General features: G+C 44.3%; 9 protein-coding genes and 1 pseudogene. 2 read left to right on the forward strand and 8 right to left on the reverse strand.

The window, feature by feature from the left end; translation table 11 throughout:
* Positions 1–41: 41 nt before the first annotated feature.
* From L1D22_RS08360 to L1D22_RS08385, 6 genes are all read right to left on the reverse strand, one after another.
* On the reverse strand, positions 42–929 hold the full coding sequence (locus L1D22_RS08360) for a PA4780 family RIO1-like protein kinase (RefSeq protein WP_345772804.1): 888 nt from the start codon (positions 927–929) through the stop codon (positions 42–44).
* A gap of 133 nt (positions 930–1,062) precedes the next feature.
* The gene (locus L1D22_RS08365) at positions 1,063–1,221 is read right to left on the reverse strand and encodes a DUF2256 domain-containing protein (RefSeq protein ID WP_239829395.1); all 159 of its coding nucleotides are present in this window, start codon (positions 1,219–1,221) and stop codon (positions 1,063–1,065) included.
* A 232-nt stretch (positions 1,222–1,453) separates the two neighbouring features.
* Positions 1,454–5,170 (reverse strand): AAA family ATPase, encoded by a 3,717-nt coding sequence (locus L1D22_RS08370; RefSeq protein ID WP_239829396.1) that lies wholly within the window; start codon positions 5,168–5,170, stop codon positions 1,454–1,456.
* A 5-nt stretch (positions 5,171–5,175) separates the two neighbouring features.
* Positions 5,176–6,429 (reverse strand): exonuclease subunit SbcD, encoded by a 1,254-nt coding sequence (sbcD, locus tag L1D22_RS08375; RefSeq protein ID WP_239829397.1) that lies wholly within the window; start codon positions 6,427–6,429, stop codon positions 5,176–5,178.
* A gap of 198 nt (positions 6,430–6,627) precedes the next feature.
* Complete coding sequence (locus tag L1D22_RS08380) at positions 6,628–7,041, reverse strand: VOC family protein (RefSeq protein ID WP_239829398.1); 414 nt, start codon at positions 7,039–7,041, stop codon at positions 6,628–6,630.
* 101 nt (positions 7,042–7,142) lie between these two features.
* Positions 7,143–7,601: a GNAT family N-acetyltransferase gene (locus L1D22_RS08385; protein WP_239829399.1), complete on the reverse strand. Its 459-nt coding sequence runs from the start codon at positions 7,599–7,601 to the stop codon at positions 7,143–7,145.
* A gap of 130 nt (positions 7,602–7,731) precedes the next feature.
* On the opposite strand from L1D22_RS08385, the pseudogene L1D22_RS08390 reads away from it, so the two are divergent.
* Positions 7,732–7,848, forward strand: a pseudogene (locus L1D22_RS08390) (SAM-dependent methyltransferase); the annotation flags it as partial.
* A 142-nt stretch (positions 7,849–7,990) separates the two neighbouring features.
* On the opposite strand, the gene L1D22_RS08395 reads toward L1D22_RS08390, so the two are convergent.
* Both L1D22_RS08395 and L1D22_RS08400 read right to left on the reverse strand, forming a co-directional pair.
* Complete coding sequence (locus L1D22_RS08395; protein WP_239829400.1) at positions 7,991–10,021, reverse strand: TonB-dependent receptor; 2,031 nt, start codon at positions 10,019–10,021, stop codon at positions 7,991–7,993.
* 183 nt (positions 10,022–10,204) lie between these two features.
* The gene (locus L1D22_RS08400; protein WP_048664919.1) at positions 10,205–11,125 is read right to left on the reverse strand and encodes a LysR family transcriptional regulator; all 921 of its coding nucleotides are present in this window, start codon (positions 11,123–11,125) and stop codon (positions 10,205–10,207) included.
* A 464-nt stretch (positions 11,126–11,589) separates the two neighbouring features.
* On the opposite strand from L1D22_RS08400, the gene L1D22_RS08405 reads away from it, so the two are divergent.
* Positions 11,590–12,594, forward strand: coding sequence for a substrate-binding domain-containing protein (locus L1D22_RS08405; protein WP_239829401.1), 1,005 nt, complete (start codon positions 11,590–11,592; stop codon positions 12,592–12,594).
* Positions 12,595–12,714 lie beyond the last annotated feature (120 nt).

Here is a 12,714-nt window from a genome sequence, read left to right on the forward strand (position 1 = left end):
TTTTAGAAAGAGATGGTTCGAAACAAAGAATAGCGAAAGGCTTAAGATTCAGCCCAATTAAACTTGCTCTCGTCCACTCCGTCTTTCTCTTCCTTAGCACGTTCACGTCGATGTTGCTCTTCAATTCTGGCCGCGTCTATCTCATGCATAATCGCGTCGATGTCTGCCAAAGCATCACTTTCTGTAAACTCGCCAGTTAACTTGCTGTCTGGCTTAAGGTCGCCTTTTTCGTAGAGCGCCCACATTTCCTTGGCGTACTCAGTTTGTGCCAACTCAGGTGCAAACTGTGCGTAATAATCACGAATGTTATTGATATCACGAGTCAGCATCCACTCGGCATTGTTATTCGCCGAAGCATCGACCGCTTGTGGTAAATCGATAATCACTGGGCCGTATTCATCAACCAAGACGTTGAATTCAGACAAGTCGCCATGGATCAAACCGACACACAGCATCTTAACCACGTAGGTCATCATCACTGCGTGATCTTCAATAGCTTGCTCATGTGACATCACCACATCGTTCAGTCTTGGAGCAACGTAACCTTCGTCGTCCGTAACCAGCTCCATCAGTAACACACCGTCAAAACAACCATATGGAACAGGCACACGAACGCCCGCTTCGGCTAGCTTATACAGAGCATCCACTTCTGCGCTTTGCCACACCTTCTCTTGTTGCTCGCGACCAAAACCAGAGCCCTTTTCCATCGCTCTCGCTCGGCGGCTATTACGCACCTTTCGGCCTTCTCGGTATGCAGTCGCCTTTTTAAAGCTACGCTGGCTAATTTCCTTATATACCTTGGCACAACGGATCGTATCGCCGCAGCGCACAATGTACACCGATGCTTCTTTGCCACTCATAAGTTGGCTTGTCACCTCGTCGACTAAACCATCGTCAACTAAAGGTTGTATTCTTTTAGGTATCTTCATGCCGCCTTTATACATTACTTATCTTACAGATAGAAATATAAACTTAAGAAATGAAGGGATAAGCGATTAAAGACTTTTTAAATGAAACAGAAACGAAAGGAGATCTTCAGTTTGGTGTTACGAAAGTTGGATTCTATGCGGAAGGATCTGGTGAAGGCTTAGGTTTGTGACGACGACACCGTTCAGAGCAATAGATGACTTCATCCCAGCAGCGCTGCCACTTTTTACGCCACGAGAAAGGTTTGTTGCAAACGGGACATGTCTTGGTTGGGAGGTGTTGTTTCTTATGCATACCCGACTCCTTCTGTGTGAGACACTCTCCACTCTACATGCTAAACAGCGAGATTCCCTATTGCACTCGTTCAGACTGTTGGGAGTGACGACAGAGTGATTGATGACAATTCCCGACTCTTTCATCCTCGAGAAGGAGGAACGACTGAGTCGGGGATCTGCTTTTACCACAACTGAATCCATTTCGGTTCAACTGGCTATGCTTCCAATATCAAGCACCAGTCACATGGAAATCACGCGACAACTTTGTACTGCTTCTCCATCTCACTGACACCAAGACCAGAGTGTTTCGTCACTTTCAATTGAACTGGCACACGCTCTTTTAGTGCTTCAACGTGACTGATGACACCAATCATCTTGCCAGACGCATTCAGGTTATCGAGCGCGTTCAGTGCGATGTCTAATGTGTCGCTATCAAGCGTGCCAAAGCCTTCATCCAAGAACAGAGAATCAATACTGGTTTTGTAACTCACAAGATCAGAAAGTGCTAATGCCAACGCCAAACTCACCAAGAAGCTTTCGCCGCCTGATAGAGTTTTGGTGTCTCGCATCACATCGCCCTGCCAAGTATCCAATACTTGCAGCTCTAAGCCATCGTCTGCTTTACGTTTTAGCTCATAACGACCGTGCAAACGCTGAAGTTGCTTGTTCGCCAAATATACCAAGTTTTCCAGAGTCAGCCCCTGTGCAAACTTACGGAATTTGTCGCCATTCTTAGAACCAATTAAAGAGTTCAGACGAGAAATGTCATCAAACTCAACTTGCTGCTCAGAGATCTGCTTGAACAAGTCTTGTTGGTTACTACGATTCTGACGATCCGTTTCGAGGTTGGCAGAAATCGCACCGATCTTCGTCGCATGGCTTTGTTGCGCGTTTTGGCATTCAGTTGTCGCTTCTTCAACTTGCTGTTGATCTAGAGCTTGCCATGCGTGTGCGTTGTCGTGGTTTTGTAGCTCCACTTGGCTTGCTTTAGCGGTGTTTAACCTTGCTTGCGCACTAACAATCGCTTCATCTAACGACTTCTTAAGGTTTTGCAGTTGAGTTCGAACTTCTTCGTCTAACAATGCGGCTTCAAAATCAATTTCAGCTTCGAATGGGCTCGCTTGTAAAGCTTCGATCCAAGCAGTCGTTGCTTGCGTGTGGCTTGATTGCTTACTCACTAATTCATCAGAAAAACCAGTGTGTTTGGTTTGCTCGGTTCGATGTTCCAGTTCACAGCGATTGAGAACCAGCTGAGCAGCATCAAATGCCGTTACTGCATCCGTCACTTTTTGTTTCATGGCATTACTGGCAATTTGAATATCTTTATCACCAAACAATTGCACCCTTTCCGCACTAATGCGAGCCAATTCCGCCGCTAACGATTCGGTCTCTTTTGTCAGCATATCCAGCTCTTGCTGCGCACTGCTTAGCTTGTCATCCAACGTTTTTTGCTCAGCAAATTGAATAATCAGTTGCTTCTCTAGTTCGGCGTGTTGCTGCTTGGTTTCCATCCATGTGTTTGATGCTTGGAGCTTTTCAGTGAACCAAGCGTCAATATGTTCAAGTTCAGGCGCTTGGATAGAAGTTTCAACAATACTCTCTCTTAGCGAGTTCCATTGTTGATCTTTCTGTTGAGCCGTGTGGTTTATCTGTTCGTTTACACTTTGGTTTTGCTTGTTGATATCAGCTAAGCGTTGCTCGGCCAGTTCTAGGTTTGCTTGCGCTTTTTCTGCCGTCATACTCGCTGATAAACGCTGCTTCTCGGCTTCAGCAAACAAAGTTTTAGCATCGACGAGTGCTTTTAACTGTTGCAAGGTTTGATTAAGTTGAAGCTCACATTGCTCAACAAACGTCGTCACTGCAGCTTCATTACCTAAGTCGTTAACCGTTAACAATGCCAACTCTGGAGCTGTGTTAGGGAAATCAGACAAACTCTGTTGAAGCTTGCCAACTATACCTTGCCAGTTCATTTGAGCTTGTTGAATATCCGCTTGAGCACGTTGAATATCATCGTTAAGCGCCGAAATCATAGGAGCAAGAGAATCCAGCTGCTGACGATGCTCTTGACCGTCTTTCTTGATAATTGCTAACTCATGCTTTTCACGCTCTTGTTGAGCAACCAAGTTTGCAATGTCTTGCGATTGCTCAATCGAATGGTCAGTTGAACCACACAATGGACACTCAGATCCAGATTCCAGTGCTGCTCGGTATTTCGCCAGCTCTCCCTCTTGCGCAATCAACAAGGTTAGGCGTTCAAGTGATGTCTCTTTCTCTTTGTAACGCTCAACTAACACTTCGCGTTCTTTCGATAGCTTGTCAGCTTGCTGAGTATTAATTTGATGCGCTTGAGTTTTAGCCCCAAGCTGTTGCTGGGCGTTTAAAAAATTACGGTTAATTTCCAGTAACGAGTGCGTGTTGCGATTCCAGAACTCCAACAATTCTTTTTGAGTATGTAACACTTGTTCGCTGGTATTGCCTTGTAAGGCTTCCCATTGCTGCTTGGTAGTGTTTTCTGCCACAACCAATTCGGCTAAGGTTTGATCTTGTGTTGCTTTGGCTTGTTGCGCACTTTTGATTACCGCTTGCTGAGCATCAAGCGCCGACAAAGCTTGCTTAGCCGAGTTTAACTGCTCTGAATGCTGACGCTCTAAAGCACGAACTTGTTCGACTTTGGCTTGCCACTGACCTAAGTATTTTTCTAACTGTTGGTCGGCTTGGTGTGTCGTTAAGTAATCAGAGCTGCGCTTTTCTTGTTGTTTCAACTCATCAATCTGCTGCGTTAATACAAGCTGATGATTTCGCTGCTGCGAGTGTTGTTCATTGAGTGCATTCACTGATTTAACTGCAGCAGATTGCTTGTCTTTAAGCACCGCGATTTGGTTATCTAGCGGACGAACCTGTTCAATGATCTTTTCTTGATCTTGTTGTTCGGTTTTTACCTGTTCGACAATGGCACTGCTTTGAGTCAGCTTAGCTTGTGCGTCTTGTTTCTCCACGTCACGAACCGCCAGTAATTTAGTGCTGTTATTTAGGTTAGCTTGAGTGGTAATAACCTCTTGCTCGCAACGCTTTAAATCTTTATGCAGCGGGCGCAGTTTTTCAGCTGGTTCGCTGTTTGCCAGGCGTTCTAACGATGCTTGGTTATCTTGCAAGTCACCCTGTGCAGTTTTTAAGTCGTGCTCGCTCGTCGCAATCGTGTGTTGCACTTTGGTCACGTCTTTCCACCAGCTCAGGTGGGCTTGCCACTCTTTGAGTTGCTCGGCTAAACGCTTCTGCTCTGCTTCTAGCGTGTCACGTTCTGCTGTGAGTTCTTGGATTTGATCTTCAGACAATAAGCTCACACCCTCGGCTTTCGCTTTCAGGTGGTTCAGTGCTTCTTCACTCGATTTAAAGTGATCGTAAATACGCTCTGAAATTAGGCTATAAACTTCGGTACCCGTTAGCTCTTCTAACAGCTCGGCGCGATCATTTGCATTGGCATTGAGGAATGCAGCAAATTCGCCTTGAGACAACATGATCGATTTAGTAAATCGTGAAAAGTCCAAACCCGTTACCTGCTCAACTAGCTTGGTCTTCTTGGTTAACATGGTTTCTAAGACTTTATCGGTGTCGGCATCTGCAAATTCACAAGTCGGTGTTTGCAACGCGCCATCGTGTTTACCGCGCGCTCGCTTTTGATGAAAGTTAGAACGGTAGGTTTTACCTTGAACTTCAAATTCAAGCTCAGCAAAACATTCGCCAGTACCGCGCGTCATCAGTTCATTATTGCCTTTCGCAATACTCTTCAAACGCGGCGTTCGGTGGAATAACGCTAAACAGATCGCATCGAGAATGGTGGTTTTACCCGCTCCAGTTGGACCTGTAATGGCAAACAGACCATTTTCTGCAAACGGTGATTGGGTAAAGTCGAGCTTCCAGCGACCTTTCAAAGAGTTCAGGTTTTCAAATTCTAGGCTTAAAATCTTCATACTCGTTACTCTTCTACTTTGTTTGGTGCTTGAGCGCTTTCAGACACTTCGACCATTACTTGCTTAAACTTCACCGTCATTCGCTCTAAGCGCGCTTTTTCAGAGTCCGTTTCAAACTCCTCTAAGGCAATACGTTTAGTAAACACATCCATAGGGCTCAGTTCAGACAGCGTCTCTGCTGATTCTTGTTCTAAAGCTTGGTTGCGACGTTCCCTTGCTCGGCGAAGTTGCAACACTTCTACGTTCAAGCCTTCAGTCAAGGCACGCATACGTTCTTGGAGATCTGAAAGGTAATCTTGCGCTTGAACTTCAATCGACAACCAGACACTCAGTTCCCCATCTGAACCAATGTATTGGTTCAGTTGAGATTCAATTTCGCTCAAGTCGCCTTTGATTTCAGCAAGGGGTTGGAATGTTGGGACTACCAGTTGAGAAATCGTGCGCTCGCCTTCTACAAATTCGACCACACAAACCTGTTTCTGAGACTTAAGCTCATCAAAACTGAGGGGGATCGGAGAGCCGGAATAGCGAATGTATTCACGCTTTGCCACCACTTGTGGGCGATGAATATGACCAAGTGCAATGTAATCAGCATCTGGGAAACCATCAGCTGCAAAACCATCGAGGTTACCAACATAGATATCACGCACTGAATCTGACTGTTGAACACCCATAGCAGTAAGGTGTCCAGTGGCGATGATCGGCATGTTGTCGCTGTTTTCAAACGTGTCACGCTTTGCGACCGCCGCATCGTAAACACTTTGATAATGCTGCTTAATGGCATCACCTAATTGTTTTTGGCGCTCAACACCAGACACACCAGCTTGACTGATCAGCACATCTCGCGGACGAATAAAGGGAATGGCACACACCAAGGCTTCTACATCACCCGTTTTACCTTTGAGCTCGACAACCTGAGTCGCGTGATCTTCATTGGTGTTCGGAATCACGTCTGCGCCCATGTATTTGAGCAATTGCTGTGTCTCTTTCAACACAGACACCGAGTCGTGGTTTCCACCTAGTAGCACCAACTGGCAGCCGATCTTATTCGAGTCGACAACAAATTTGTTATACATCTCACGCGCATAACTTGGCGGCGTACTGGTATCGAAAATATCGCCAGCAACAATAATCGCGTCGATGTTGTGCTCAGTAACTTGCTCAAGTAACCATTGTAAAAACCGTTCGTGTTCATTCTTACGGCTTTTATTGTAGAAGTTTTGGCCAAGATGCCAATCGGACGTGTGAAGAATCTTCATTGCTGCTCACTGGAAGTCGGTAATACTCATAATCTACCAAAATAGTTCAGATATTTCCTTTTTATAAGCTTGTGAAAACCAACTAATTTCAGGCTTTGTCGACTCTGTGTTCAACACTTCATTGAACGTTGTTTGTTATATAAAAAAACCGCTCAAAGTTAGAACGGTCTTTATGTGTAAATCTAGCTAAGTTGAAACTTAATGGTTTGGGCGATTTAGTTGAAGTAAATCCCACTTGTTGCCGTAGAGATCTTGGAATACAACCACAGTCCCGTACTCTTCTACTCGTGGTTCTTCATTGAATACAACGCCATTTGTTTTCATCAGCTCATAGTCGCGCCAAAAATCATTGCTCTGTAGAAATAGAAAAACACGGCCACCGGTTTGGTTACCCACGGACTGCTTCTGCTCTTCATTACTTGCTTGAGCCAGTAATAAGTTCGTTCCGTTTGAATTCGGAGGAGATACCTGTACCCAACGTTTTCCGCCACCTAGGTTGGTGTCTTCGATCAGAGTGAATTGAAGTTTCTTAGTATAGAACTCGATCGCATCATCATAGTTCTCTGCGACTAACGCGATATTTCCGATTTGTTGTTGGATTAGTTCAGACATCCGTATTTCTCGATTTTCAAAAGAGGAATTCTATCGTTAAACCCAAGATTAGACGAACCCTCTCGACAACCTTTTTTTGGCTATTAACTTTTGAACTCGTACTAGCGCAGTTCGATCGTCATAAATTGACTGTGAGGATCGAGCTCGTAATCTGAAAAAGGTTCGCAATAACCAAAGCCAAATTTCTCGTACAAGTTACGCGCAGGTTTAAAGTAATCTTCAGAGCCAGTTTCCAAACTAATCTGTCGATATTGGCGAGTGCTTGCTGTATCCAAAACATGTTGTAATAGTCGGCTAGCAACACCAGACTTACGCGCAAACTGAGAGGTTCTCATCGATTTAAGTTCAGCATGTTGAGTATCCAGCTCTTTAATCGCGACACAGCCCAGTAACTGGCTGTCTTTCCATGCGCTGAAAAATGTTATCTCTGGTGACTTTAGCCCATCAAGATCAAGGGCATGAACGCTTTCTGGTGGTGATGTTGCGTACATATCAGCTAAATGTTCTTCAAGTAGCCCAATCACCTCTCCGCCAGACAAGTCATCAATTTTTATTTCCATAACTCTTTAATTATCCTTAATAAATTTTTAATCCGTTCTCGATACAGTAAAACCACGGTACTCTCGATAAATCATGAATATCATACTTCGCTTCCATAGTCTCGCGGCAATTACTGCGCCTTATTGCATGGTACTTGAAATTCTCAAAGCCTACTTTGAAGTTCATATCTTTGAACACGATTACGATAAGTTGTTGCCGTGGGATACCCAATCGGGCAATGCTCTCATCACCTGTGTCAAAAGCTAACACTTGTCGACACCTAAGCTCGCTCAAGTTACGAGTTCCCAAATCAAAAGAACCCACACTCGCTAATCTCTTTATAGAGTCTCCAGCCAGTGTGGGTTCTTTGTTTTATATGTTTCTATCTACCGAATCATACACAGGTTGATTAGAAGTCTGCAGTCATACCTACGTAGTAAGTACGTGGCTCTTCAACATAACCAATGTACTCTAACTCTTCCGATACTGACTCATCTGTTAGATTTGAGATACCTGCGCGCAGTCGCACTGAATCATTCACATTGTAAACCGTACCGAGGTTCAACGTTGTGTAAGCATCTTGCGTTAGGTCGCCGTCAATCTGACGCTCACCACGGTAACGCGCACTCACGAAGGTACTTAGATAGTAAGTTGGGTTCCAGTTAAGCTTCACAAAGCCTGAATGCTTGTAACGCTCAAGTAACTCTTCACCTGTCGACTTGTCTTCTGTATCTAGGTAAGTGTAGTTACCAGAAACGGCCCACTCGTCAGAGATTTGGTACATACCGCCAAGCTCAACACCTTGAATGATAGCTTCAGACACGTTTTGATACGTCTTCGCGCCTAAATCTCCCGTTGGTGTACCGTCAGGGTTTTCACATTGAAGAGCACTTTCGTTCCAATCACCACCTTGCGGGCAGTAACCCTGCGTTCTTTCGATTAGGTCATTAATCTCATTACGGAATAATGCTGCTTCTACATTCCAACGTGGTTGTGTGTATACCGTCGCAAGTTCGTAGTTAATGCTTGTCTCTGGATTTAAGTCTTCATTCCCCACTAACGCACAACCGCCCTTACAGCTTGAGACTGTGTAGTCGGATTGGTTTTGAGTCAATGTTGGCGCCTTGAATGCCTTGCCAACACCACCTTTGATGATTAGGTCATTCGTTGTTTGGTGAACTAAATACACACGTGGGCTGAACTCTTCGCCGTACAATTCGTGCTTATCCAAACGACCACCAATCGTTGCGGTTAGGCTGTCTGTCATGACCCATTGGTCTTGTACAAACAATGCACCTTGATATGCCTCAGACGTTCCGCTCGATAGGTTTTCTTTGTTAGTTAGTTCACTTAACTGGTAGTCCATACCAAATGTCAGCGTGTGGCTGTCACCAAGGTAAGTCGTAGCAGATGCTTCAACGATTTGAGTTAGCTCTTCGATATCGCTGCTGAAGTTGTTGCCTAGATCAGCTGCATCATTATCTGTTACGTTCTCGCGTGAATAACGAACTTGAGTATCACCCCAGCTCCAGAAGCCACTGTGTGTAATTGCTTGGCTGTGACGTACTACACGAGTGTCGGACTCAATAACTGATTTTGCACTTTCTGCCGCTGATTCACGTTCGTCGTCGCTGTAACCAAAATCAAAATCGATGGTTTGATTATCCGTCGAATGCCATGACAGGCTTGCTAATAGGCTAAGAGTGTCGCGGCCTTCTAGTGCAGTAATATCTTCACGATCATAACCAGAACTGTGTGTACCTGAGTATGGCTGCCATGCATTACGACTAGTTTGGTTTACAGAAACACGTGCGTACAACTCATCTTCAATTAGAGCACCTGATGTCGTTAAGCCAACCGAGTATTCTTGGCCGCCGTTACCATCCATAGGTGAAGAGTTGTCCATGCTTAGTGTAGAGCTCCAATCATTTTCTGGAGCCTTAGTGATGATGTTGATTGTACCGCCCATACCATCTGAACCGTAAAGTGCAGACATTGGGCCACGAATGATTTCAACACGCTCGATCGAATCAGCAGGGATAGTAGATAGGTCGAAGTCATTACCACGTATGATAGCGCTCGCCGAACTTAGACGACGACCGTTTACCATAATAAGCGTGTAATCAGAATCCATACCACGAATAGAGATCATTTGACGGCCAGCACGCGTGCTATCGAAGTCAGACTCAACACTCGTTGATTCAGCAACGATGTCTGCCAAGGTAATACCTGGGCTGTCTTCGATGTCTTGAGCGGTGATAACCGACATTGAAGCTGGTGCTTGTTTTAGTGCCATTTCGGTACGAGTTGCCGTAACTACCATTTGCTCATCTGTTGCTTGCGCTTCTTCCTGCGCTAACACGTGAGCTGAAAGCGAGGTACAAATAACAGCGACTGCGATCGAAAGGGGTTTGCGAATCAAAAGAGATCTCTCAGACATGATATTCATTCTTATATGTGATTGGTAATGATAATGGTTTGCATTAAACAACCAGTTACCATTCTTATCAACGAAAGTTTCATACCAAAAATCGATTCTCGCTATTCACCATTCAAATAGCAAAAGAGATCCATATTCAATTCGATAAGTACCTATAACTTCCATTCACCTTGTGGATGGAAGTTATGTATAGAGCTCTTTAAATATATTGCGAACCCAACGACACATAGGGTCATTATGAAAGCGCTTATGCCAGTATAAGTAGACATCTTCTGATGGGTGGCGCAACGCTTTAGGCACACGTTTGCAAACAAGATCTCTTTGCTTAGCGGCTTGTTGAGCAAAAGGTGTCGGTAAATGGAAAATGATGTCGGTTGCTTCAGCCATATCCGGTGCAACGTTAAAATTGGAAAGCTGAATTGGAATGGACAACTGGCGTTGCTTATCAATTAAGCCAAGATCTTTAAATCGACTTTCGATCGAGAGCTTCTTATCCCCTTGCAATGAGATTTGACCAAGTTGACTATTCAACAAGTCATCGACTGTGATCTCTTTATCTGCCAACGGATGGTCTTTGCTCATCAATAAACGGTAATCACGGCTTATCACGAACATTCGATACAAGTTTTGCTCTGAGCTTAAAGGTTCATGGGTCGACAATACAAAATGCGCATCCCCCGACAACAAAGGTTCGAAATGTCGTTTCGGAATAGAATCGATATCAACGACCATGTTTGGCGCTTGCTTGCGGATCTCCGCCACTACCTTTGGCAATAAATGCGAAACCTGAGGAACCAAACCGAAGAAACGAACAGTACTGTCACTCGTTTGTGGTTCGAACACATCGCCATGAACCAACTTTTCTAAGCGTGTAAGGACAGAATTGAGGTCTTGCTTAATGGCTTCTGCTTTTGGTGTTAGCTCATAGCCGTAAGCCGCTCGCACCAATAGGTCATCATTGAAAACGGTACGCAATTTTTGCAGTGATCGGCTCACCGTAGGTTGGCTCATATCCAGTGCCAATGCCGTGTTGGAAACGTGCTTCTCTTCAAGAAGGTGTTTAAGAATAACGAGTAGATTGAGGTCGACTTGAGCAAGATTCATTTTGCAAATATTAATAATATAGAAAATTCAATGAGTGCATAGTGCAACTTACTAACAAGTAATACAATTGATAATCACTCTTATTTTGATCTGGAGCAAGACAATCTACGGCTTAAGATAAATAGTCGTCTTACACATCGGGAAAAGTGAACCGACACAACACAATTTTGACTAAGAAAGGACACTGAGCTTTAGCTACAATAGTATTCTCAAGCGCTCGAACCAATGGTTCAAAACTCTCCTAGTATCGGAGAAAGATTATAGAGCTACTAAAGCGAATACCGATTTTTTAAACACACGAACTAAACATCAATCAACAGAGTAAACATATGGACTCAGCCTCGTATATTGCTACTATACGTACCATCATAAAAGTTTAAGCCGTACAACAAGGTGTTCCCTTTTGGAGGGAGTCGAAACACTACGATGGCAACGGTTATAGCACACTTAATATAAAGAACATTATGGCAAACATAAGAGACGTCGCGAAAGAAGCTAAGGTATCCGTTGCTACTGTATCGAGAGTAATCAACAAATTACCTCATACGAGTGAAACAGCAACGAAAGCAGTTCACGAAGCGATGGAAAGATTGAATTATCGCCCAAATGCGAACGCAAGAGCTCTTGCAAATAAAACTTCGTCTTCCATTGGTGTGTTAGTGGCAGACGTATCTAACCCATTTTATGGTGCTATGGTTCAAGCTATTGACGAAATCGCACGTGAACACAAAAAGCATATACTGATTACGCATGGCTACCACAACGAAACCTATGAAAGAGAAGCGATCGAGCTGTTGATAAACAACCAGTGTGAGCATCTTGTGATTCATAGCAAAGGTCTATCGGATCAAGAGCTGATTGAGTTTTCGAAACAAATCCCTGGTCTTATCATCATTAACCGCTTTATCCCAGAAATAGCGGAACGCTGTGTCGCTTTAGATAACATTCGAGGCAGCAGCCTGGCACTAAGCCACCTAATCCGCTTTGGCCATAAGAGAATTGGTTACTTAGCCTCTTCTCATAATATCGATGATTCAATAGATAGAAAACTGGGTTATCGTTCTGAACTAGAAAAGAACCAACTGCCCTACTCGGAGGCTCTGGTGGTGTCCGGCGAACCGAATGAGCTTGGCGGCGCAGATGCCATGCGTAATTTGTTAGCGAAGAATGAACCGTTTACCGCGATTGCTACATACAACGATTTAATGGCTGCAGGTGCCATTGCAGTGCTTAAAGAAAACAACCTACGCGTACCAGAAGATGTCTCTGTCATCGGGTTTGATGATGCCATGATAGCCAGCTATTTACAGCCTACCCTGACCACCGTCCGCTACCCAGTACAGATCATGGCGAGCCAAGCGGCAAAGCTGTCTATCCAGTTGGTAGAAAAGTCTCCTCACGAGCATAAAGGAAACCTTTACCTTCCTACACTGGTGAGCCGTAATTCCATTGCTTCACCTAACAATTAACCTATGATTTGTTAGGGAATCAACACTGAATACAAGCTTGGCTTTAGGCTCTTATTCTCGCATTCTGTTTATAAAAGAAACCCCAGCCTTATTCAGACTGGGGTTTCTTTATTATTACTA

Origin of the sequence: Vibrio sp. Isolate34, assembly GCF_022397915.1 — a bacterium.
GTDB lineage: Bacteria > Pseudomonadota > Gammaproteobacteria > Enterobacterales > Vibrionaceae > Vibrio.

Coding starts and splice junctions, on each gene's coding strand:
- L1D22_RS08400 (WP_048664919.1), bottom strand. CDS start 11,125: ATGAATCTTGCTCAAGTCGACCTCAATCTACTCGTTATTCTTAAACAC.
- L1D22_RS08380 (WP_239829398.1), bottom strand. CDS start 7,041: ATGTCTGAACTAATCCAACAACAAATCGGAAATATCGCGTTAGTCGCA.
- L1D22_RS08405 (WP_239829401.1), top strand. CDS start 11,590: ATGGCAAACATAAGAGACGTCGCGAAAGAAGCTAAGGTATCCGTTGCT.
- L1D22_RS08385 (WP_239829399.1), bottom strand. CDS start 7,601: ATGGAAATAAAAATTGATGACTTGTCTGGCGGAGAGGTGATTGGGCTA.
- L1D22_RS08360 (WP_345772804.1), bottom strand. CDS start 929: ATGAAGATACCTAAAAGAATACAACCTTTAGTTGACGATGGTTTAGTC.
- L1D22_RS08395 (WP_239829400.1), bottom strand. CDS start 10,021: ATGTCTGAGAGATCTCTTTTGATTCGCAAACCCCTTTCGATCGCAGTC.
- L1D22_RS08365 (WP_239829395.1), bottom strand. CDS start 1,221: ATGCATAAGAAACAACACCTCCCAACCAAGACATGTCCCGTTTGCAAC.
- sbcD (WP_239829397.1), bottom strand. CDS start 6,429: ATGAAGATTCTTCACACGTCCGATTGGCATCTTGGCCAAAACTTCTAC.
- L1D22_RS08370 (WP_239829396.1), bottom strand. CDS start 5,170: ATGAAGATTTTAAGCCTAGAATTTGAAAACCTGAACTCTTTGAAAGGT.